The organism is Nocardia sp. NPDC058244 (genome assembly GCF_042882065.1).
GTDB lineage: Bacteria > Actinomycetota > Actinomycetes > Mycobacteriales > Mycobacteriaceae > Nocardia.
In genome coordinates, this window is the sequence record NZ_JBHVWX010000001.1 from 1,129,581 (window position 1) to 1,149,888 (window position 20,308).

The 20,308-nt window shown below is 70.2% G+C and carries 22 protein-coding genes; 8 read left to right on the forward strand and 14 right to left on the reverse strand.

Going from position 1 to position 20,308, the window contains the following annotated elements:
• Positions 1-138: 138 nt before the first annotated feature.
• The 3 genes from ACFVW6_RS05230 to ACFVW6_RS05240 all read right to left on the reverse strand — a co-directional run bounded on the left by ACFVW6_RS05230 (position 139) and on the right by ACFVW6_RS05240 (position 1,968).
• Positions 139-762: a DUF305 domain-containing protein gene (locus tag ACFVW6_RS05230; protein ID WP_357342956.1), complete on the reverse strand. Its 624-nt coding sequence runs from the start codon at positions 760-762 to the stop codon at positions 139-141.
• A 72-nt stretch (positions 763-834) separates the two neighbouring features.
• Positions 835-1,326, reverse strand: coding sequence for a DUF6153 family protein (locus tag ACFVW6_RS05235; protein WP_378823506.1), 492 nt, complete (start codon positions 1,324-1,326; stop codon positions 835-837).
• Positions 1,327-1,389: 63 nt separating this feature from the next.
• Positions 1,390-1,968 (reverse strand): hypothetical protein, encoded by a 579-nt coding sequence (locus ACFVW6_RS05240; protein WP_378823504.1) that lies wholly within the window; start codon positions 1,966-1,968, stop codon positions 1,390-1,392.
• 401 nt (positions 1,969-2,369) lie between these two features.
• Between ACFVW6_RS05240 and ACFVW6_RS05245 the strand changes: the two genes are divergently transcribed.
• Positions 2,370-3,518: a class I SAM-dependent methyltransferase gene (locus ACFVW6_RS05245; protein WP_378823502.1), complete on the forward strand. Its 1,149-nt coding sequence runs from the start codon at positions 2,370-2,372 to the stop codon at positions 3,516-3,518.
• Between the two features lie 153 nt (positions 3,519-3,671).
• On the forward strand, positions 3,672-4,544 hold the full coding sequence (locus tag ACFVW6_RS05250; RefSeq protein ID WP_355273201.1) for a Bax inhibitor-1/YccA family protein: 873 nt from the start codon (positions 3,672-3,674) through the stop codon (positions 4,542-4,544).
• 181 nt (positions 4,545-4,725) lie between these two features.
• On the opposite strand, the gene ACFVW6_RS05255 is transcribed toward ACFVW6_RS05250, so the two are convergent.
• Positions 4,726-5,946: an acetyl-CoA C-acetyltransferase gene (locus ACFVW6_RS05255; RefSeq protein ID WP_355273198.1), complete on the reverse strand. Its 1,221-nt coding sequence runs from the start codon at positions 5,944-5,946 to the stop codon at positions 4,726-4,728.
• Positions 5,947-6,004: 58 nt separating this feature from the next.
• Positions 6,005-6,874: an SGNH/GDSL hydrolase family protein gene (locus ACFVW6_RS05260; protein ID WP_355273195.1), complete on the reverse strand. Its 870-nt coding sequence runs from the start codon at positions 6,872-6,874 to the stop codon at positions 6,005-6,007.
• Between the two features lie 136 nt (positions 6,875-7,010).
• On the opposite strand from ACFVW6_RS05260, the gene ACFVW6_RS05265 reads away from it, so the two are divergent.
• On the forward strand, positions 7,011-8,399 hold the full coding sequence (locus tag ACFVW6_RS05265; RefSeq protein ID WP_355273193.1) for a cystathionine beta-synthase: 1,389 nt from the start codon (positions 7,011-7,013) through the stop codon (positions 8,397-8,399).
• Between the two features lie 143 nt (positions 8,400-8,542).
• Here the strand turns inward: ACFVW6_RS05265 and erm are convergent, their stop codons facing one another.
• The gene (gene erm / locus ACFVW6_RS05270; protein WP_378825567.1) at positions 8,543-9,283 is read right to left on the reverse strand and encodes an ErmE/ErmH/ErmO/ErmR family 23S rRNA (adenine(2058)-N(6))-methyltransferase; all 741 of its coding nucleotides are present in this window, start codon (positions 9,281-9,283) and stop codon (positions 8,543-8,545) included.
• A 273-nt stretch (positions 9,284-9,556) separates the two neighbouring features.
• Entirely contained in the window at positions 9,557-9,949 is a 393-nt protein-coding gene (locus tag ACFVW6_RS05275) for an ester cyclase (protein ID WP_378823496.1), read from the reverse strand.
• Between the two features lie 89 nt (positions 9,950-10,038).
• Here ACFVW6_RS05275 and ACFVW6_RS05280 point away from each other — a divergent pair, with 89 nt between their 5' ends.
• Positions 10,039-10,617: a TetR/AcrR family transcriptional regulator gene (locus ACFVW6_RS05280; RefSeq protein WP_378823494.1), complete on the forward strand. Its 579-nt coding sequence runs from the start codon at positions 10,039-10,041 to the stop codon at positions 10,615-10,617.
• Positions 10,618-10,641: 24 nt separating this feature from the next.
• Here the strand turns inward: ACFVW6_RS05280 and ACFVW6_RS05285 are convergent, their stop codons facing one another.
• Positions 10,642-11,820 (reverse strand): NAD(P)-binding protein, encoded by a 1,179-nt coding sequence (locus ACFVW6_RS05285; RefSeq protein ID WP_378823492.1) that lies wholly within the window; start codon positions 11,818-11,820, stop codon positions 10,642-10,644.
• A complete protein-coding gene (locus tag ACFVW6_RS05290) occupies positions 11,820-12,467 on the reverse strand; it encodes a TetR/AcrR family transcriptional regulator (RefSeq protein ID WP_378823490.1) in 648 nt (215 codons plus the stop codon). The genes ACFVW6_RS05285 and ACFVW6_RS05290 overlap by 1 nt, the downstream gene beginning before the upstream one ends.
• A gap of 195 nt (positions 12,468-12,662) precedes the next feature.
• Between ACFVW6_RS05290 and ACFVW6_RS05295 the strand changes: the two genes are divergently transcribed.
• Positions 12,663-13,499, forward strand: coding sequence for a hypothetical protein (locus ACFVW6_RS05295; RefSeq protein WP_378823488.1), 837 nt, complete (start codon positions 12,663-12,665; stop codon positions 13,497-13,499).
• 57 nt (positions 13,500-13,556) lie between these two features.
• On the opposite strand, the gene ACFVW6_RS05300 is transcribed toward ACFVW6_RS05295, so the two are convergent.
• Positions 13,557-13,829 carry a DUF6401 family natural product biosynthesis protein gene (locus tag ACFVW6_RS05300; RefSeq protein WP_378823487.1) on the reverse strand — a complete coding sequence of 91 codons (273 nt, stop codon included), beginning with the start codon at positions 13,827-13,829 and terminating at the stop codon, positions 13,557-13,559.
• A 190-nt stretch (positions 13,830-14,019) separates the two neighbouring features.
• On the opposite strand from ACFVW6_RS05300, the gene ACFVW6_RS05305 reads away from it, so the two are divergent.
• Complete coding sequence (locus tag ACFVW6_RS05305) at positions 14,020-15,306, forward strand: NtaA/DmoA family FMN-dependent monooxygenase (RefSeq protein WP_378823484.1); 1,287 nt, start codon at positions 14,020-14,022, stop codon at positions 15,304-15,306.
• A 4-nt stretch (positions 15,307-15,310) separates the two neighbouring features.
• Here ACFVW6_RS05305 and ACFVW6_RS05310 read toward each other — a convergent pair whose 3' ends face one another.
• Together ACFVW6_RS05310 and ACFVW6_RS05315 are read right to left on the reverse strand one after the other, a co-directional pair.
• Positions 15,311-16,081 carry a maleylpyruvate isomerase family mycothiol-dependent enzyme gene (locus tag ACFVW6_RS05310; RefSeq protein WP_378823482.1) on the reverse strand — a complete coding sequence of 257 codons (771 nt, stop codon included), beginning with the start codon at positions 16,079-16,081 and terminating at the stop codon, positions 15,311-15,313.
• Positions 16,078-16,692 (reverse strand): TetR/AcrR family transcriptional regulator, encoded by a 615-nt coding sequence (locus tag ACFVW6_RS05315; protein ID WP_378823480.1) that lies wholly within the window; start codon positions 16,690-16,692, stop codon positions 16,078-16,080. Before ACFVW6_RS05315 ends, ACFVW6_RS05310 begins: the two co-directional genes overlap by 4 nt.
• Before the next feature lie 161 nt (positions 16,693-16,853).
• On the opposite strand from ACFVW6_RS05315, the gene ACFVW6_RS05320 reads away from it, so the two are divergent.
• Complete coding sequence (locus ACFVW6_RS05320; protein WP_378823478.1) at positions 16,854-17,183, forward strand: hypothetical protein; 330 nt, start codon at positions 16,854-16,856, stop codon at positions 17,181-17,183.
• A 21-nt stretch (positions 17,184-17,204) separates the two neighbouring features.
• On the opposite strand, the gene ACFVW6_RS05325 is transcribed toward ACFVW6_RS05320, so the two are convergent.
• Positions 17,205-18,386 (reverse strand): acyl-CoA dehydrogenase family protein, encoded by a 1,182-nt coding sequence (locus ACFVW6_RS05325; protein WP_378823476.1) that lies wholly within the window; start codon positions 18,384-18,386, stop codon positions 17,205-17,207.
• 99 nt (positions 18,387-18,485) lie between these two features.
• Between ACFVW6_RS05325 and ACFVW6_RS05330 the strand changes: the two genes are divergently transcribed.
• On the forward strand, positions 18,486-19,628 hold the full coding sequence (locus ACFVW6_RS05330) for a cystathionine gamma-synthase (protein WP_378823474.1): 1,143 nt from the start codon (positions 18,486-18,488) through the stop codon (positions 19,626-19,628).
• A gap of 94 nt (positions 19,629-19,722) precedes the next feature.
• On the opposite strand, the gene greA is transcribed toward ACFVW6_RS05330, so the two are convergent.
• Complete coding sequence (gene greA / locus ACFVW6_RS05335; RefSeq protein ID WP_110036717.1) at positions 19,723-20,214, reverse strand: transcription elongation factor GreA; 492 nt, start codon at positions 20,212-20,214, stop codon at positions 19,723-19,725.
• Positions 20,215-20,308 lie beyond the last annotated feature (94 nt).

Here is a 20,308-nt window from a genome sequence, read left to right on the forward strand (position 1 = left end):
GGTTTGGCCCCGCCCCCCAAATACCCCCCGTTCGGGGTGGTGGGCGGGTCCCGCCTGCGGGGGGGGGGTGTTCCTTGCCCCACCCGCCCCGGGGGCGGGGGGGGGCGCGGGCCCGGCCTGCCCCGGCCCCGCTCCCGCTCAGCTCTGGCCGAGCATGCCGCGCATGGTGGCGATCTCGGCCTGCTGATCGGCCACGATCGCCGTCGCCAGCTGCCGGGATTCCGGGTTCACGCCGCCGTTCAGCTCGGTCTGGGCCATGTCGACCGCGCCCTCGTGGTGGGCGATCATCATCTCCAGCCACTGCCGGTCGAAATCGGCGCCCTGGGCGGCCTGCAGCGCGGTCATCTGCGCGTCGGTCATCATGCCGGGCATGGCGTGCCCGTCGTGGCCGCCGCTCGCGCTCGGCGCCGGCTTGCCGAAGCTGGTCAGCAGGGTGGTGATCTGCTGCATCTCCGGCGCCTGGGCCTTCTCCACCTGCGCGGCCAGCGCGATCAGCTGCGCGTTCTGGGTGTGCGTCGGCACCATCTTCGCCATGTCGACGGCCTGCGCGTGATGCGGGTACATCATCTGCAGGAAGGTGACGTCGACGTCGTTGAAGTCGGTGCGGGCCGCCGCCGAGGGTGCGGCCGAGCTGGTGGTGCTCGTCGCGGCGTGGGTGTCGTGCGCGGCCTGGTCGTTGTCGTCGCTACAGCCAGCGGCGAGCAGCAGGGCGCTCGCGGCGGTGACGGCGAGCAGGGTGGCGCGGGTACGGCTGATGGACATGGGTGATCCTCCTGGGGATTCGGGTGGATGTGATTCGGTCCCGCCGCCGGGCATGCCGGGGCGGCGGACCTGTCAGATCCGCAGAATCGCCAGTTGGGAGAGGGAGAGCACGGTCCACGGCGGCGGGCGCTCGCGCCTGCCACGCCAGGGCCGGGTGGCGGTGGTGCCGCCCGCCGTGCCGTCGTCGGATAGCCGGTAGAGCAGGACCAGGGTGAGCGCGGCGGCCAGTGCCGCGAGGACGAAGACGCAGCCGTGGATGCCCGCGCGCTCGTCGCACCCCGAGGCCCCGCAGCCGGATCCCATGGCGTGCTTGTCCTCGCCGGGGAGGGCGACGTGGGCGGCGGCGAGGTGGTCGGCCGTGAGCAGCTCGTCGGCCGTGTGGCCGCCGGGGCGCTCCTGACCGGGTGCCGTGCCGAGATGGGACGACTCGGCGCCACCCGGGTGCGCGGCGTGGGCGGTGCCGAAGACCGCCGAGTGCATGGCGAGGATCCCGGCCAGCAGCGCCAGCAGCGCGAGCACCCTGGCGATGCCGGGTGCGCGCACGCGCGAATGCTGGTCGGTCACGGCGCCCAGTCTAACCAGCGCGATCGAGTGACCCGCAATACCCGCACACGGTAGGGGTAGTGGCTACGGGTGCGCGATGTCGACGACCAGGCGCGGCGGGTCGGACAGTGCTGTGACGGCGAAGGCGGGCGCGTCGGCGTCGACGCCGATGAAGGACTGGGTGGTGCCCTCGTACACGGTCTTCTTGTAGACGCCGGTGATCTCCGGGACGCTCGGGTCGGTCACCGGATCGGGCCCGCTGAAGGACGGCACCGGCGAGTCGAACGGATAGATCGACCCGAGGATGCGCACCTCGAGGATCGAGCGACCGGCCACATCGACGGTCTTGCCGCTGCCGTCCTGCACCGCGCGATCGGTGTAGCCGACCTGCCAGCCGGGGGTCCCGGTGCCGCCGAGCGCGAAGACCACCCGGTCGAAGCCGGGCTGGTGGCCGATCCTGATGTCGGTGACGGTCAGCGCCGCGCCCGGGGACGCCGCGCCGGACTTGGGGGCGTTGTCGCTGGGGGCCGCGCCGGTGGCGTCGGCGAAGGTGCTGGTGGTGCTCGTCGGGGGTGGCGTGGCCGCCGGCGCGTCCTCGGTGCCGCAGCCGGGCAGTGTCAGCGCGGCGACGGCGACCAATCCGAACACGAGAGCGTTACGCATGGGGCTGATGGTACTCAGCGTCGGCGGTCCGGCGGGCGAACCGGCGCGGGGCGTGTTCGGGCTACGGTGAGTTTGCTGGGGCGCTCGACCCTGCGCGGGGCGCTCGGATCGGCGCTGGTGCCCCGATCGGCCCGTGGTGGCGACGGATTCGCCCGCCCGGTGAACCGCCGTCACCGCGATGTTCGGGGCCGGTGGCCGCCGGTTCACCTGGCCGAAACATTGGGGAACAAGGGGATTCGTGAGATCGGCCGATCCGCGCCGACCTGCAAGGGTGTCGCAAATCGGTGGAAGCTGTTCGTGCCCATCGGAATACGTGCTCCGACTACCCACTGTGAGCAAGGCCACCGGCGGATATCAGGGTCGGATGTGACGGTGGGGCAACGATCTAGCACACTTGTCGCGTGGACAGAGTCGAGGACGTATTCACCCGGCTGCGCCGGTATCCGGACGTGGAGGCGCCGAACCTCTATGCCGTCGACGCCGCCGACCGGTTACTCCTCGATACCGCGGCCGATGCCCTCTCGGCGGCGGGTAGCGGCGAAGTTGCGGTGATCGGCGACGCCTACGGCGCGCTCACCATCGGCGCGGCCACCCGCCACGATCTCACCGGCCTGCGCGTGCATCAGGACCTGCTCACCGGCGAACTCGCGCTCGCGGGCAACGCCAAGAATCTCGGCCTGACCGACCGCTACACCGCGCACGGCCTCGACGCCGGGTTGCTGACCGGCGCCCGGGTGGTGCTGATGCGCCTGCCGCGGATGCTGTCGGGGCTGGCCGAGATCGCCGAGGCCGTCGCCAGGTACGCCGCGCCGGACGTCGTCGTGTTCGCCGGCGGGCGCGACAAGTACCTCACCCCGGCCATGAACGAGGTGCTCGCCGAGTCCTTCGGGCAGGTGCGCGCGGGGCGGGGCAGGCAGAAGTCCCGGGTGCTGGTCGTCGGCGAGCCGCTGCCGGTCGGCGAGTCGCGGTTCCCGGTGGCCGAGCACATCGCCGAGATCGACGGCGACGTCCTCGCCTACGGCGCCGCCTTCTCCGGGGCCCGCCTCGATATCGGCACCCGGTTCCTGCTCGAGCACCTGGACCGGATGAAGCCCGACGCGCGCGAGGCCATCGACCTCGGCTGCGGGACAGGCATCCTCGCGGTGGCGCTGGCCAAGTCGCGGCCGCACCTGCGGGTCGTCGGCACCGATCAGTCCGCCGCGGCGGTCGCCTCGGCGCGGGCCACCGCGGCCGCCAATGGTGTGGCCGACCGGGTGACGGTGGTGCGCGACGACGCGATGTCCTCGGCCGCGGACAACAGCGCCGACCTGGTGCTGTGCAATCCGCCGTTCCACGTCGGCGCGGCCGTGCACACCGGTTCGGCGATCAAGATGTTCGCCGAGACCGGCCGGGTGCTGCGGCCGGGCGGCGAGCTGTGGACGGTCTACAACTCGCATCTGAACTATCGCGGGGTGGTCGAGCGGATGGTCGGGCGCACCGATGTGATCGGCCGGAACCAGAAGTTCACGGTGACGCGGTCCGTTCGTGGTCTGCGCGACGTACAACGATAGAGCCGGTCGAACCGGGTAGAGTCCGATTTGTCCGTTCGGCGGGCGACCGGTCCGCCGGGAACTTTGTCCGATCACGAGGCGTTGAACAGGGCAGTTGGAGCTGTTGCCCGCCGACAGGCGAACAGCGACTAATCACTCCAAGAAAGGCGCACGGTGCGTACCTCATCGAATCCGGTGTTCAAGAACTTACCTCGCCAGGAGGGAGTCGGCGGTTACGCGAACTTCGGTTCGGGCGTCGCCGGCGCGGGCCAGCTGGGCAACCAGCAGTACGGCCAGCAGCAGTACGGCGAGTACGGGCAGCAGTACGGCCAGCAGTTCCAGCAGGCCCCCGCCACCCGTGCGATGACCATCGACGACGTGGTCACCAAGACCGGCATCACCCTCGCGGTGCTGACCGTCGCGGCGATCGCCTCGTTCGCGCTGTCCTCGGCGAACCCCGCGCTGGCTCCGCTGTTCGTCATCGGCGGCGGCCTGATCGGCCTGGTGCTGGTCCTGGTGGCGAGCTTCGGCAACAAGATGGACAACCCCGCCATCGTGCTGTCCTACGCGGCGTTCGAGGGCCTGTTCCTCGGCGCGATCTCGCTGATGTTCACCGATGTCACCTTCGGCGGCGTCGGCGGTAGCGCCCTGATCGGCCAGGCGGTGCTCGGCACCTTCGGCGTGTTCTTCGGCATGCTGGTCGTCTACAAGACGGGCGCGATCCGGGTCACCCCGCGCTTCACCCGCATGCTGCTCGGCGCCATGGTCGGCGTGCTGGTCCTGATGGTCGGCAACCTGATCGCGAGCTTCTTCACCGACGGCGGCTTCGGCCTGCGCGACGGTGGCGTCCTGGCGATCGTGTTCAGCCTGGTCTGCATCGCCATCGCCGCGTTCAGCTTCCTGCTGGACTTCGACGCCGCCGATCAGCTGATCCGCGCCCAGGCCCCCGAGAAGGCCGCCTGGGGCGTTGCCCTCGGCCTGACCGTCACCCTGGTCTGGCTCTACATCGAGATCCTCCGCCTGCTGAGCTACTTCCAGCGCGACTGACCCGCCTCCCCGCGATTCTGGCCAGACCTAGGTGCGTATCAGCTGCCTGGGCGGCCGGCGGCGGACCGGGAGTTGGGTTAGCCGGTACCCGGCGAGTTACCCATGTGCTCACGAGATCAACAAAGCGGCCCCGAGCAAATCGCCATCTGCTCGGGGCCGCTTTTCGTGTTTGTCGGAGGTCCTAGCTCAAGCGCTCGATCACCAGGGCCATTCCTTGCCCGCCGCCGACGCACATGGTCTCGACGCCGAACTGCTTGTCGTGGGTCTGCAGGTTGTTCAGCAGGGTGGCGGTGATGCGGGCACCGGTCATGCCGAACGGGTGGCCGAGCGCGATGGCGCCACCGGAGACGTTGAGCTTGTCCTCGTCGATCTTCAGCTCGCGCGCCGAGCCGAGCACCTGCACCGCGAAGGCCTCGTTGATCTCGAACAGGTCGATGTCGGAGACCGACTTGCCCGCCAGCGCGAGCGCGCGCTTGACGGCCTCGACCGGGCCGAGGCCCATGATCTCGGGGGACAGGCCGGAGACACCGGTGGAGACGATCCGGGCCAGCGGGGTCAGGCCCAGCTCCTTGGCCTTGGTGTCGCTCATGATGACCAGCGCGGCCGCGCCGTCGTTGAGCGGGCAGCAGTTACCGGCGGTGACGGTGCCGTCGGGACGGAAGACCGGCTTGAGCTGGCTGACCGCCTCGTAGGTGACGCCGGCGCGCGGGCCGTCGTCCTTGCTGACGACCGAGCCGTCGGGCAGGGTCACCGGGGTGATCTCGCGCTCGAAGAAGCCGTTCTTGATGGCCTCCTCGGCGCGGTTCTGCGAACGCACGCCCCAGTGGTCCTGGTCCTCGCGGGAGATGCCGGTCAGCGACGCCACGTTCTCGGCGGTCTGGCCCATCGCGATGTAGGTGTCGGGGAGCAGGCCGTCCTCACGCGGGTCGTGCCACACGCCGGCGCCGCCCTCGGCGGTCTTGGCGGTGCGGGCCATCGCCTGCGCGAACTCGGGGTTCTTGGTGTCGGGCCAGCTGTCGGCCGAACCCCGGGCGTAGCGGGAGACGGTCTCCACACCGGCGGAGACGAACACGTCGCCCTCGCCCGCCTTGATCGCGTGGAAGGCCATCCGGGTGGTCTGCAGCGACGACGCACAGTAGCGCTGCACGGTGGTGCCCGGCACGGTGTCGAGGCCGAGCTGCACGGCGACGTTGCGAGCCATGCCGAAGCCACCCTCACCCGCGGGGGAGCCGGTGCCCAGCATGATGTCGTTGATCGAGCTCGCGTCGAGCGCGGGGACCTTGGCCAGCGCGGCCCGCACCATCTGGGCGGTCAGGTCGTCCGGACGCATACCCGCCAGGGAACCCTTGACGGCACGGCCGATGGGGGAACGGGCGACGGAGACGATTACGGCCTCGGGCATGAGGACTCCTTTTCGGGTGGTTCAGTGAACGGCGTTTACAAGCCGGTCTTTCTGGAATCTACGTCTCGCCGTGCGCGACGGGAAGACCAGGGCGGGTCTGCACCGCTTCGACGAGGACGGGCAACAGCTGAGCCGCCGCCAATTCGTACCCCGCCGCGGAGGGATGGAATCCATCGGTCGCGAACAGGATCTCCGGGGCCGCGCGGAACTCCGAGGCGACCAGCGGGGAACCCATCGGCACCGCGATCCCGCCCGCCAGCGTGGTCGCGACGGTCTGCGCCTTGGCCAGGCGCACACTCCAGTTCGCGACCACCGTGCGCAGCGGCTGCTGGATCGCGGTGACGGTGCCCAGGTTCGGGCAGGTGCCGACGACGACCAGCGCGTCGGCCTCGCGCAGCCGCGACACCGCCGCGGCCAGCCTGCGCGCCGAGGCCCGGATGGAGTGCTTCTTGGTGATGTCGTTGGCGCCGACCAGGATGACCGCAGCGTCCGGCGGCGGCCCCGCGACGAACATCGCGTCCACCTGTCCGGCGAGCCCCTTGGAGGTGGCGCCGGAGATCGCCTTGGTGCTGAGCCGGATCCGCAGCCCGGTCGCCTCGGCCAGCCCGCGCGCCAGCCGCACCCCGGGCACATCGGCGGCCCCGAGGCAGCCGAGCCCGGCGGCGGTGGAGTCGCCGAAGATCATCAGGTGCAGGTCGCTCGGCACGCCCTTGCGCCACGGTTCGGGGAGTTGTGCCCCCGGGGCGTAGACGCCGTCGGCCTCCGGCGGCTTGGAGGTGTCGCGCCCGATGACCGCCCGCGCCGCCCCGGCCTGGGTCATCAGCAGCCGGTAGGTCGCCCACGAGACGGTGCCCGCGCTCGATCCGGCGAGCACGGTGGTGGCGCCGGTGACGACCGCCGTCCGCCAGCTGATTCGAGGTGCGCTCACATCCGAAAATTCTACGGTGTGCATCGGCCGGGCAGCAGATCCCGAACCGGCCCAGCGCGGCGTCGCCGGTGGTGCCACTGCTCACAGGATCCGACCAGGTCGCGACGCCGAGCTACGGCTCTGCAACGATGGGGGTATGCGTATCGCGGATCATGTCGTCGACCTCATCGGGAACACCCCTCTGGTTCGGCTGAACTCTGTGGTCGGCCCGAACGCGGGCCTGGTCGCCGCCAAGATCGAATACCTCAACCCGGGCGGCAGTTCCAAGGACCGGATCGCGGTCAAGATGATCGATGCCGCCGAAGAGGAAGGGCTGCTGAAGCCGGGCGGCACCATCGTCGAGCCCACCTCGGGGAACACCGGTGTCGGCCTCGCGCTGGTCGCCCAGCAGCGCGGCTACAAGTGCGTGTTCGTCTGCCCGGACAAGGTCAGCGAGGACAAGCGCAACGTGCTGCGTGCCTACGGCGCCGAGGTCGTGGTCTGCCCGACCGCCGTGCCGCCGGAGCACCCGGACAGCTACTACAACGTCTCCGATCGCCTGGTCCGCGAGATCGAGGGCGCCTGGAAGCCCAACCAGTACGCCAACCCGGGCGGCCCGGACAGCCACTACGAGACCACCGGTCCCGAGATCTGGCGCGATACCGAAGGCAAGGTCACCCACTTCGTCGCCGGTGTCGGTACCGGCGGCACCATCACCGGCACCGGCCGCTACCTCAAGGAGGTCTCGGGCGGCAAGGTGAAGATCGTCGGCGCCGATCCCGAGGGTTCGGTGTACTCGGGCGGCACCGGTCGCCCGTACCTGGTCGAGGGGGTCGGCGAGGACTTCTGGCCCTCCGCCTACGACCCGACCATCCCGGACGAGATCATCGCCGTCTCCGACGCCGACTCCTTCGAGATGACCCGCCGTCTGGCCCGCGAGGAGGGCCTGCTGGTCGGTGGCTCCTGCGGCATGGCCGTGGTCGCCGCGATCGAGGTCGCCCGCCGCGATCCCGACGCCGTGGTCGTGGTGCTGCTGCCCGACGGCGGCCGCGGCTACCTGTCGAAGATCTTCAACGACAAGTGGATGAGCTCCTACGGCTTCCTCACCACCCCGCTGGAGGCCGGTCCGGAACCGCTCGTCGGTGACGTGCTGCGCGGCAAGTCCGGCGAGCTGCCCGACCTGGTGCACACCCACCCGTCGGAGACCCTGCGCGACGCCATCGAGATCCTGCGCGAGTACGGCGTCTCGCAGATGCCGGTCGTCGGCGCCGAGCCGCCGGTGATGGCGGGCGAGGTCGCGGGCAGCGTCACCGAGCGCGACTTGCTCTCGGCCGTCTTCGAGGGCCGCGCGCAGCTCACCGATTCCGTCGCCCAGCACATGAGCCCGTCCTTCCCACTGATCGGCTCCGGCGAGCCGCTGTCGACGGCCACCAAGGCCCTGTCCGACACCGACGCCCTGATGGTCGTCGAGGACGGCAAGCCGGTCGGCGTCATCACCCGCCACGACCTCCTCGGCTTCCTCAGCACCGGCTCCATCGGCCACTGAGCCAGGGACGACTACACCGGAATCGCTGAAGTGGTTCGGGGTTTCGCGATGCGGTGGGCGCAGAGTGCTTTTCGTTTAGGTAAATGAACCTGAAGCTGCATCCCGTTGCCGCCCCGTGGTGAAGGGGCGGCAACGGGGTCCGGCTAGCGGGTGAGCGCGGCGTGCAATGCCACCCACTGTTCCGGGTGGACGTAGGCGACCACGGTGTCGTGGGCGATGCCCGCCTCGGCCAGGGCCGCGTCCACGCCCTGATAGCGGGTGCGCAGCGAGGCGCGCACCGTGCCGCCGATGCCGGAGAATCCGGTGCGCACCAGGTCGGTGTAGGAATCCCGGTGGGCGACAAGCGGTTCCGGTCGGCGATCGATCCGCAGGATGGCGGAGTCGACGGCGGGGACCGGACGGAAGCTGGTGCGGTGCACCTGTCCGTGCAGCCGCCAGTCGAACCACGGCCAGCTCGTCGCGGTCAGCAGACTCCAGCGTCCGTAGTCGCCGGTGCGTTTGCGTGCGTACTCCCGCTGGGTGAGCAGGGTCGCCGAAGTGAGCGCCGGTGCGGCCAGGCACCAGTCGACAATCTCGGCGGTGACCGAGAACGGGATGTTCCCCACCACCGCGAACGGCGTGCGCGGCGCCTTGGCCTTGGTGAAATCGCCACGCACCACCCGGATTCCGCGCTCGGCCCTGGTCTGCGCCGAGAGCTTCGCCGCCAGCAGTGGATCGATCTCGTAGGCCGTGACCCGCGCGCCACGACCTGCCAGCGCCCGCGTCAGAACGCCTTCGCCCGCGCCGGGCTCGAGGACCTCGCCCGCCGGATCGGCGACCGTCAGCATCGTGTCGACGGCGGTCCGATCCACCAGGAAGTTCTGCGAGAGCGTCCGTCTCGCCAGGTCACGCGACGTCCGGCCACCACTGTGCCCGGTGACCTTGCGCTGAGTGTGTGAGTAGTTTCGATGTGCAAAATCCTGCGCCACGGCAGTTGCCCCTTCGGGTCATCGAGTGAATGAGAGCTCGATGGGCCCTGGGCGCGCCGGTGGACGCCGATGAGGTATCCGCGTCCGCTAGCGGGCCAGAGCCCGGACGTAGCGGATGCGAATGAACACGTGGCACGACATGCGGCACACCTTAGGAACGGGGCGGCCGCCCGCGCAACCGAATTTCGGCTACCGCGATTCGCCCGGCTCCGGGAAGGGTTCGGCGACCATCCAGTGCTCGACCAGCTTGCCGTTGTCGGTCCGGATCATGTCCATGCCGACGGTCTCGAACGGCAGGCCGGTCGCCGACAGCCCAAGGAACTCGCCGGTGTGGGTGCCGCGCACCGTGTAGCGGTGCGCGACCCAGTCCCCGTGCTCGACGGTCGTCTCGGTGGTGACGTCCAGATCCGGTGCGCCGGCGAACATCGACTGCCATTTCGCGCGCCAGTCGTCGTGGGTCACCTTCTTGCCCTGGTCCCAGGATTCGGCGGCGATGTAGCCGAGCGCGGCGTCGAGATCGCCTGCGGCCCTGGCCTGGATGATCGCCGCGGTGACAGCGGCTGGTCCCAGTGCTTCGGTCATGGTCGTACCTCCCGTCAGCTAAACGGGGACTCTCCTCGCTTAGCTGTGCCGTACGATACGGGGAAAGTCCCCGGATAGACAAGGATGCCGTGCCGAGAACCCCAGGGACCACGCCCCGACCACGCGCCGACGCCCAGCGCAACCGTGGACAGCTGCTCGCCGCCGCGGAGGTGGCGTTCAATCGGTGGGGCGGTGCCGCCTCGCTCGACGACATCGCCCGCGCCGCCGGCGTCGCCAACGCGACCCTCTACCGGCATTTCCCCACCCGCGAGCAGCTGATCTCCGCGGTGTACGTGGAACGGATCGACGGGCTGTGCACCGCCGCCGCCGAGGCACGCGCGAGCGATCCGGCCGGTGCCGCCCTGCTCGGCTGGCTGCACGCGGTGATCGACCACATCACCGAAAGTCGTGGCCTGCGTGAGGCGTTCATGGCGGCCTACCGCCTCCGCGACGGCGACGAATCCCCCGAGGTCGCCGAGTGGCACCGCAGGACCGACGCCGCCGCCGCGCCCCTGCTGCGGGACGCGCAGGAGGCGGGCCGGATCCGACCCGATCTGACGGTGACCGAGCTGATGACCCTGGTCGCCGCGATCGCCCACGCGGGCGATGGGGACGCCGAACAGGCCCGCCGCCTGCTCGGCCTCACCCTCGAAGGTCTCTCCCGCTGACCGGCGGCCGTGGCGGGGCCGCGCTCAGACGGTGCCCACGCGGCGCCGCGTGCCGGTCCCGGCCGCCGCGACCGCCGCGGCGGCGGCGGTCAGCGCGCTGTTGATGGAGATCTCGCCGCGCATCCCCGGCGCCGCGACCATGTCGCCCACCAGGTACACCCCGTCGCCACGATCGATGGCGTGCCGGTCGCGCCAGGTGGTGCCGGGCAGATCCAACGCGCCGGTGCGCCCCTTCGCGGTCGCCGTCCGCTGAAAGGTGGTGCGGGAACGCCACTGGGGGATGGTGGCATCGGCGAAGGCGGCCAGTCTGCGGTGCGCAGCCGCACGGGACTCGGTGTCGCGCACCGGCATCTGGAGCTGGAACAGTGACTCGCCCGCGGGCGCGACGCTGTCGTCCTGCGCGCTGTAGCACTCGTGGAAGCCGCCTTCGTCCAGGTCGAAGACGACGAACCGGTCGCGCCGGTCCCGCGTCACCGCGAGATCGAGCAGCACCGCGAAACCGCCGGTGCCGGTGAGTGTCTCGTCACCGAGCAGGCGGCGCGCGGAGTCGAGATCGGTGGCCACGATGACCGGCCCGCCGTCGGGCAGCGCGTCCACCCGTGCGCCGGTCTCGATGACGACGCCGAGTGCGGTGGCCCGCGCGATCATCCGATCGAGTACTCGTTGCCAGCCGCCGCGCACCCACCGGACGCCGGGGATGTTCGCGCCGAGCGCGCGCTGGAACAGGTCCCAGACGAACGCGGCCGACAGGCGGCCGGTGTCCGCGTCATAGGTGACCACGCTGATCGCGTTGGCGACCTGCCTCGCGGTGCGTTCGTTCCAGCGCTCGGTCGCCCAGCTGTGGAAGTCGACGTCGACCGGCGCTTGCAGCCACTTGCGCGACTGGGCGCGCAGCATTCCCGGCGAGGGCAGTTGCCGGACCCGGCCGTCGATCCGGAAGCCGACCTTCGTCGCGTCGGCGAGGCCGGGCCAGCCGAGCCCGGCGACGAGGCCGCGCTGCTTCAGCCAGGTGTAGTGCGGACCGTCGGCGTAGAAGACGTGCGCGCCGTCGTGGGCGACGTGCGGTGCCGGGGTCGCCCGCCCGCGGCCGCCGAGCGTGTGGTGCGCCTCGTACAGTCGCACCGGCGTGCCGGCTTCGGCGCAGGCGATCGCGGCCGTGAGCCCGGCCAGGCCGCCTCCGACAACGGTGATGGGTGTGGTCATCAGCTGTCCTCTCCCTCGGTTCCCGCCCGGTCGAGCCGGGCGGCGATCAGTTCCGCGGTGGCGCGCAGATAGCGGTCGGCATCGACGTTCGCCGGGTGGCCACCACCGAAGATGTCGCGAATCATCCAGAAGTGCGCGAGCGCGCCGACCAGGACGGCGGCGGTGGCGTCCCAATCCGCAACGTGCGCACCGGGACCGGCGAGTTCGATCAGCCCGCGAGTCACCGCCGACATCACGACCGCGTACTCCCGCTGCCGGAAAACCTCCAGCAGCTCGGCGGGGATCGAGTTGTCCCGCAACAAGATCCTCGTGACATCGCGGTCGTGGTCGAGGCGGGCCAGGCCGATCCGGCACAGCGCGACGAGCTTGTCGACGAGATCACCCCCGTCGGTGGCCGAGTCCAGCGCCGCGGCGACGGAGAACTCCGGCGCCATGAACCGCTCCCACTCGCCCCGGTCCTCGAGCCGGGTCGCCACGGCGCGTACGAGCAGTTGGTCCTTGGATTCGAAGTGTCGGTACAGCGCTCCCGACCCGCCGGACAGGCCCGCCGCCTGCTCGATCTGAGCGATCGAGGTCTTGGCGAACCCCTGCTCGCCGAACAGCCGCAAGGCCTCGGTCATGATCCGCTCTCGCGATGTCGGGGTCACGTCGCCTCCGTAGTAAGTAACCACTTACTTACACGATGACCCAGATCGTGGCCGGGCGCAAGCCCCGTCGTCGACCGGTCGGCGGCCCGCTCGAAGGCAGATAGCAAATTTCTCGCAAATTGACGATTCGGTTCCGGTGCACCGGGTATCCACCGAAAGACGGCATCCGGGGCGGGACGAGCGAAAGGACGTGTTGTGGACAACTCCGTGATCGCGATCGATTTCCAGCAGGGTTTCACCGATGCCTGGAGTTCGGTCGCGCAATTCCTTCCCAAACTGGCCGCGTTCGTCGCCATCCTGGTGATCGGCTGGATCATCGCGAAAGTAGTCGCCAAGATCGTCGACGCGGTGCTCGAACGCGTCGGCTTCGATCGGCTGGTGGAGCGCGGGCAGCTCCAGAAGATGATGTCCCGCAGTAGATACGACGCCTCCGATCTGCTGGCGAAGATCGCCTACTACGCGATTCTGCTGATCGCGCTGCAGATCGGTTTCGGGGTCTTCGGGCCCAATCCGGTCAGCGATCTGCTCACCGGCATCGTGGCCTGGCTGCCGAAGGCCGCGGTGGCGATCGTGATCGTGGTGATCGCGGCCGCCATCGCGCACGCGGTGAGCGAGTTGGTCACCTCGGTGCTCGGCGGGCTGTCCTACGGCCGGATGCTCGGCCGGATCGCCGCGGTGTTCATCTGGGGTATCGGCATCATCGCCGCGCTGAACCAGATCGGTGTCGCGACCTCGGTGACCACGCCGATCCTGATCGCCGTGCTCGCCACCATCGGCGGCATCCTGGTGGTCGGTGTCGGTGGTGGCCTGGTCAGGCCCATGGAGCAGCGCTGGAACAGCTGGCTCGGCAATCTCGAGGCGGAGATGCCCGCGATGAAGGGCCATGCCGAGGCCTACCAGCGCGGGCGTGAGGACGCGGCGCGGGCGAGCGGGCAGCCCGCGCGCACCGAAGGCGCGCAGGAATGGGTCGCCCCTGGCGCGGGCTACCCGGAGCAGGGCCGACCGGACTGGGGCGGCGAAACGGCTCGATGAACCGACCGGCGCCGGCGCTCCGTCACCGTGCCCGGTGGCGGAGCGCCGATTCCGGTGTCAGGCGGGTTCGGCGTGCAGGCAGACCGCGGCCAGGCGCAGCTGCCACCAATCGGCGGTGTGCCAGGAGTGCGGGGCGGTGGGCAGCAGCGCTTCGGCGACGTGATCGAGCAGTCCGCGCGCGTAACCGGACAGCAGAATGGCGATCGGGATACGCGCCGACCCGTCGACGCCGAACGTGAGAATGTCACGCACCGCCGCGGCGTGCTGATCGAGCTGCGCGGACAATCCGGGCGCTCGCGCGGCAGCGGCCGCCGCGGGAATTCCGTACACGGTATTCAGTTGTCGCAGATTTCGACGTGCCGATAATTCGAGCAACGCGGGGCCGGGCGCAAACACCACCAAATGGTAACAATCTCGAAATATCGGCCGGTGGCTAACCGGGCGCTACCGCGCATTCCGCTCGAATTGTGTTGAGCGCAACCATGGTCGGGCCCGCCACCGCCCTGCTGGACTGGCGGGTATGGGCACCGAACGCCGCAAGTTGAAGACCGTCACGGGCGTGAGCGGGTCGCGTGATGTCTACGCGGCCGCACTCGATCCGACCCGCTCCACCCTCGACGAGGCGCAGCGGATCGCCAGGATCGCCGAGGACAACAAGATCGGCGCGGTGTTCGCGGCCGACCTGCTCGCCTTCGGGGCCCAGGGGGCGATCGGGGCGCAGGAACCGCTGATCCAGCTGGCCGCGCTGAGCGCGGTGACCTCCCACGTCGGCCTCATCGCGACGGTCACCACGACCTTCCACCACCCCTACAATCTGGCCCGGCTGTTCGGCACCCTCGATCACGTCAGCAACGGCCGCGCGGCGTGGAACGCGGTGACCTCCTCGCTCGGCGAGGAGAACTACGGCGACGGTGACCTGCCGAGCCCGGAGCAGCGCTATGCCCGCGCGAGCGAGGTGCTGACCGTGACCAACGCGCTGTTCGACAGCTGGCGGCCCGGCGCGCTGCGGCCTGACGGGCACGGTGGCGCGGTGCTCGACGATGCGCTCGTCCGGCCGATCGACCATGCGGGACAGTACTTCTCGGTCCGTGGCCCGCTGAACATCCCGCCGCTGCCGCAGGGCAGGCCGGTGCAGTTCCAGGCCGGGCAGTCGGCGGGCGGCATCGAGCTCGGCGCGCGGTTCGCCGAGGTGGTGTTCACCTCGCTGCCGACGCTCGAGGACGCGGTCACCTACACGAAGAAGATCCGCACCCGCGCCGCGGAACTCGGCAGGCCCGACGGACTTCCGCTCATCTTCAGTTCCTTCCACGCCACCTACGGCGCCACCGAGGCCGAGGCCGCCCGGCTGGTCCGCGAGGCGGCCGAGGCCACCGACTTCGACGCGGGCCGCCGTCAGCTGGCCGACATGCTCGGCGGCGGCATCGACCTGTCCGAGCTGCCGCTGGACAAGCCGCTCCCGGAAAGCCTGCTCCCGCAACTCGATACGGTGCGTCGGCGCCGGGGCCGGGTGGAGATCTTCAGCAAGCTCGCCGCCACCGGCGCCACCCTGCGCGAGCTGATCGTCGCCGCCAAGGACACCGGCCACTGGGCCGCCGCGGGTACCCCGGAACAGCTCGCCGATGCCATCGAGGAGCGCTACCGGGCGAACGTGCTCGACGTGATCTCCCTCGGCGGCCTGGCCGAGGAGCGCACCCGCGACTTCGTCGTCAACGGGCTGCTGCCGGAACTGCGCAGGCGCGGGCTCGTCGACACCGACTACCTGGCGGGCACCTACCGGGAGAACCTGGAACTGCCCGCGGTCGGCTAGCGGGTCAGAACGGCACCTCGGTGCTCAGCAGACCGGTGCCGTCGGCGCGCCGGGACACGATGCGGCAGAACTCGATCGCGTCCAGCTCGATGGCCGGTGCCGCGGTCGGGCCGCTCGCCCAGGTGCCGCCCGCCGGGCCGTGCAGGGTGAGCCGGTAGGAGGCGCCGTGGCGCTGGGCCCACTCGCGGACGACATCGTCGACGAGGCGTCCGTCGTGCTCGGCGGTGAGCTCGAGTGGTCGCCCGGTCGCCCGGCTCAGGTCGATCCGGTGCATCCACGGGTCGCGGGTGAGGATCACCTCGGTCAGGTAGCCGACCGTCCAGCGCTCGTCGGCCCCGTTGACCCGCTCGGACCCGGGCATCGTCAGCTTGCGCAGGAAGCCGGGCAGCCTGCGCCGGGCGGCCGCGGCGCGCGGGCCGAGGCGGGCGAGCAGGGCGGTGAGCTCGGCGGGGGAGTGCGTGCCGTAGCGGGCGACCTGGAAGGCGGTCAGCGCGTCGATGCGCTGTTCCTCGCCGTTCGGCCGCCGATCGGCGACCCGGTTCTGCCGGATCATCTCGGGGAGCGACGCGGTCATCGCGGCCATGCCGACCACGTGGGCGATCAGCTGGTGCACAGTCCATTCCGGGCAATCGGTGGGCCGGTCCCAGTCGGCGGGGTCGAGCGCCGCGAGGGCGGCGCCGACGCGGGTGTATTCGGTCGCGGCCAGCGTCATCGAGTCGGGGCGGGGCAGGGCGCTGCGGCGCGGAGTGGTCGGCGCCGGGGTCGTGGTGGTCATGGCGGGTCCCTCGGTTCCGGGGGCAGGCCGACGCTGTCGGCCCACATGGTCATCGCGCGTTCGATCAGCCTGCGTCGGCTGTCGCCGGCCGGATCGTTGGCGAGTTGCTGGTCGATGAGGCCGCCGATCAGGCTGAACCAGATCTCGATGTCACCCCGATCGGTGACACCTGCCTCGGCGAACATGGCGACGGCTTCGCGGACCACCCGCACCGACGGCGCGAACGCCGCGGGCGACGGCTCGAATCCGGGCACCGTGCGCTGATTCATCAGCTGGTAGCGGGCCAGGTCCGCCACCGCGAAATCGAAGAAGCTGTAGGCGAGCGCGAGCAGCCGGGGCCGCGGCGCGGTGGGCAACGTGGCGGTGACCCGGGCCGCGTGCGCCTCGTATTCGGCCCACGCCTGCTCGAACATCGCGTCGTAGATCGCGTGCTTGGCCGCGAAATGGGTGTAGAGGGAGGGTGCGCGCATGCCGACCCTGGCGGCGACATCGCGCAGGGTGATCTGCGCCAGCCCGTTCTCCCTGGCGAGTTCCCACGCGACCTGCAGGATCTCCCGCCGCGTCGCCTCACGGCGTTCGGCCTGCCTATCGCGAGTAGTTTCACCTAACACAGTTAGAATTGTGGCGCAGATCACTGTCGTCGTCAAGGGTCTATCGCTGGTCGCGGGGTGCGGCGGAGTTGCGTCAACGGGGCGCCGGGGGGATTCTGAGCGGGTAGCACCGACTCGAGACAACTTTCGGCTAACCGACACGGCGAGCGAAGGGGCCTGTAGTGGACGTCACCGAACCGGCCATCCAGCTGCTCGGCATGACCCCGATATTTCCTGCTGTCGCAGGGTATTTGGCGCGTGAGGGCGTCGTCCGGTCGCTGCGCCGGTCGCCGTACGCCCCGCTGCTCGGCCGTCTCGTCGCCGCGTTCGCGTGGGGTTGCGGCGGGTTGGCGTCGTTGACGGTGCTCGGCATCCCGGCAGCGATCACCGTGCCGATCGCGCTCACGGTCCTGACCGTCGTGCTCGCGATACTGGCGATCGCCTTCGCGGGCGGCCTGATTCGGCCCGCGCCGGTCGCCGGGCGCGGGCCGGGAGTGCCGGCCGGGCGTTGATCCCGACCGGTCCGGATCCGGCTAGCGGAAGGCGTTGGCGTCGGTGAGCGCCTTGCCGAGCACGAGCTGATGCACCTCGGCGGTGCCCTCGTAGGTGAGCACCGACTCCAGGTTGTTCGCGTGCCGCAGCACCGGGTAGTCCAGCGTGATCCCGTTGGCGCCCAGGATGGTTCGGCACTCGCGGGCGATCGCGATGGCCTCGCGGGTGCTGTTGAGCTTGCCCGCGCTGATCTGCTCGCCGGTGATCTCGTGCCGGTCCTTCAACCGGCCAAGGTGCAGCGCCAGCAACTGGCCCTTGCCGAGTTCCAGGGCCATGTCGGCGAGCTTGGCCTGGGTGAGCTGGTAGGCGGCCAGCGGCTTGTCGAACACCTCGCGGGTGCGCGCGTAGTCGATCGCCGAGGCCAGGCAGTCCCGGGCCGCGCCCAGCGCGCCGAAGACGATGCCGAAGCGCGCCTCGCTCAGGCACGCCAGCGGCGAGCTCAGGCCACCCGACTCGGGCAGCACCGTGTCGGCGGGCAGCCGGACGTCGTCGAAATCCAGTGCGGCGGTGAGGGAAGCGCGCAGCGACAGCTTGCGGTGGATCTCGCGGGTGGTGAAGCCGGGCGTCCCCGCGGGCACAAGGAAGCCACGCACCCGCGGCTTGTCCCGGCCCGGATCCTCGGCGTAGGCCCAGACGACGGCGATATCGGCCACCGAGCCGTTGGTGATCCACATCTTGGACCCGTTGAGCACCCAGTCGTCACCGTCGCGCTTGGCCCTGGTGCGCATCCCGCCCGGGTTGGAGCCGTAGTCGGGCTCGGTGAGACCGAAGCAGCCGATCACCTCGCCCGCCGCCATCGCGGGCAGGTACTGCTGCTTCTGCTCCTCGGAGCCGAAGAAATGGATCGCGGTCATCGCCAGCGAGCCCTGCACCGAGACCATGCTGCGCACGCCCGAGTCGACCGCCTCGAGTTCCTGGCACGCCAGCCCGTAGGCGGTCGCCGACGCCCCGGCACAGCCGTAGCCGTCCAGGTGCATGCCGAGCAGGCCGAGCTTGCCGAGTTCGGGGGCGATCTCCCTGGCCGGGAAGGTGCCTGCCTCGAACCACTCGGCAATGTGCGGGCGCAGCCTGCGCTCGCCGAAACGGGCCACCGTGTCGCGGATCTCGCGCTCCTCCGGGGAGAGCAACGGGTCGATCGCGAACAACTCTTCGACAGTCACCATGGCGCCAGCGTAGCCGCACGGTCTTCGGCGAATCCGGCACTTGGTACACCGCGAATACCCCTGCGCACGGCCCCGAAACCGGCCAACTAGTCTGGGGCCATGAGTGAGCTGGGATTCTCGACCAGGGCCATCCACGCCGGATATGAACCCGATCCTCAGACCGGTGCGGTCAACGTGCCCATCTACGCGAGCTCCACCTTCGCCCAGGACGGCGTCGGCGGCATGCGCGGCGGCTACGAATACGCGCGCACCGGCAATCCGACGCGCACCGCGCTGGAAGGCAACCTCGCCGCCCTCGAATCGGGCATCTTCGCGCGGGCCTTCGCCTCCGGCATGGCGGCCACCGACTGCGCGCTGCGCGCCACGCTGCGCCCCGGCGATCACATCGTGATCCCCGACGACGCCTACGGCGGCACCTTCCGGCTCATCGACAAGGTCTTCAGCCAGTGGGGCATCGAGCACTCGCCCGCCCACATCGCGAACCTCGACGAGGTGCGCGCGGCCATCCGCCCGAACACCAAGCTGGTGTGGATCGAGACGCCGACCAACCCGCTGCTGAGCATCGGTGACATTCCCGCGCTGGCCGATATCGCGCACGAGGCCGACGCCAAGCTGGTCGTCGACAACACCTTCGCCACCCCGTACCTGCAGCAGCCGCTGCTGCTCGGCGCCGACATCGTCGTGCACTCGACCACCAAGTACCTGGGCGGCCACTCCGACGTCGTCGGCGGCGCGCTGATCACCAACAGCAAGGAACTCGACACCGCGTTCGCGTTCCTGCAGAACGGCGCGGGCGCCGTGCCCGGCCCGTTCGACGCCTTCCTCACCCTGCGCGGCATCAAGACGCTGGCCGTGCGGATGGAGAAGCACTGCGACAACGCCGAGGTGATCGCGGAGTTCCTGACCAACCACCCGGCCATCTCGCAGGTGATCTACCCCGGCCTGCCGACCCACCCCGGCTACGAGATCGCGCAGAAGCAGATGCGCCGCAGCGGCGGCATGATCTCGGTGCGGCTGGCCGGCGGCCGCGAGGCGGCGCTGAAGTTCTGCTCGCGCACCGAGATCTTCACCCTGGCCGAGTCGCTGGGCGGCATCGAGTCGCTCATCGAGCACCCGGGCGCGATGACCCACGCCAGCACCGAGGGTTCGGCGCTGGAGGTCCCCGCCGACCTGGTGCGGCTCTCGGTCGGTATCGAGGACATCAGCGATCTCCTCGCCGATGTCGAGCAGGCACTGAGCTGACCGGGACCCCCAGATGACGAAACGGCCGCATCCGATGTTCGGATGCGGCCGTTCGCGTTCGGGTTCGGTCGGTGCGGGCTCGGTCAGGCCAGGATCAGCCGTGGTACGGCTCGGCGCTGACCAGCGTCACCTTCATGGTGTTGCCGTTGGGCAGCGTGTACTCGCGGGTCTCGCCCACCTTGGCGTCGATCAGCGCGCCGCCCAGCGGGGAGTTCGGCGAGTAGGTCTCCAGGTTGGTGGCGCCGAGGCCCTCTTCGCGGGTCGCGATCAGGAAGGTCTCGGTGTCGTCGGAGTCGCCGTCGTAGTACACGGTGACGACCGAACCCGGCAGAGCCACACCGGACTTGGTGGGGGCGACGCCGACCTTGGCGTTGTTCAGCAGTTCCTGCAGCTGGCGGATTCGCGCCTCCTGCTGGCCCTGCTCCTCACGCGCGGCGTGGTAGCCGCCGTTCTCCTTGAGGTCGCCCTCTTCGCGGCGCTCGTTGATCTCGGCGGCAATGACCGGACGATTGGCAATGAGCGAGTCCAGCTCGCCCTTGAGCCTGTCGTGCGACTCCTGGGTAAGCCAGGTCACATTCTCGGTCATCTCGATCACTCCCTAGTAGTTGTTCCCGGCGCACCGGGATTCCCTGAAACCAGCGCGATACCCTCCGGAGGAGGGCATGCACCAGCCCGACGGC

Excerpts from the sequence above, each read along its gene's own strand:
- ACFVW6_RS05230 (WP_357342956.1), bottom strand. The coding sequence starts at position 762 with ATGTCCATCAGCCGTACCCGCGCCACCCTGCTCGCCGTCACCGCCGCG.
- greA (WP_110036717.1), bottom strand. The coding sequence starts at position 20,214 with ATGACCGAGAATGTGACCTGGCTTACCCAGGAGTCGCACGACAGGCTC.
- ACFVW6_RS05310 (WP_378823482.1), bottom strand. The coding sequence starts at position 16,081 with ATGACCACCACGACCCCGGCGCCGACCACTCCGCGCCGCAGCGCCCTG.
- ACFVW6_RS05305 (WP_378823484.1), top strand. The coding sequence starts at position 14,020 with ATGGGCACCGAACGCCGCAAGTTGAAGACCGTCACGGGCGTGAGCGGG.
- ACFVW6_RS05255 (WP_355273198.1), bottom strand. The coding sequence starts at position 5,946 with ATGCCCGAGGCCGTAATCGTCTCCGTCGCCCGTTCCCCCATCGGCCGT.
- ACFVW6_RS05285 (WP_378823492.1), bottom strand. The coding sequence starts at position 11,820 with ATGACCACACCCATCACCGTTGTCGGAGGCGGCCTGGCCGGGCTCACG.
- ACFVW6_RS05275 (WP_378823496.1), bottom strand. The coding sequence starts at position 9,949 with ATGACCGAAGCACTGGGACCAGCCGCTGTCACCGCGGCGATCATCCAG.
- ACFVW6_RS05325 (WP_378823476.1), bottom strand. The coding sequence starts at position 18,386 with ATGGTGACTGTCGAAGAGTTGTTCGCGATCGACCCGTTGCTCTCCCCG.
- ACFVW6_RS05265 (WP_355273193.1), top strand. The coding sequence starts at position 7,011 with ATGCGTATCGCGGATCATGTCGTCGACCTCATCGGGAACACCCCTCTG.
- ACFVW6_RS05240 (WP_378823504.1), bottom strand. The coding sequence starts at position 1,968 with ATGCGTAACGCTCTCGTGTTCGGATTGGTCGCCGTCGCCGCGCTGACA.
- ACFVW6_RS05330 (WP_378823474.1), top strand. The coding sequence starts at position 18,486 with ATGAGTGAGCTGGGATTCTCGACCAGGGCCATCCACGCCGGATATGAA.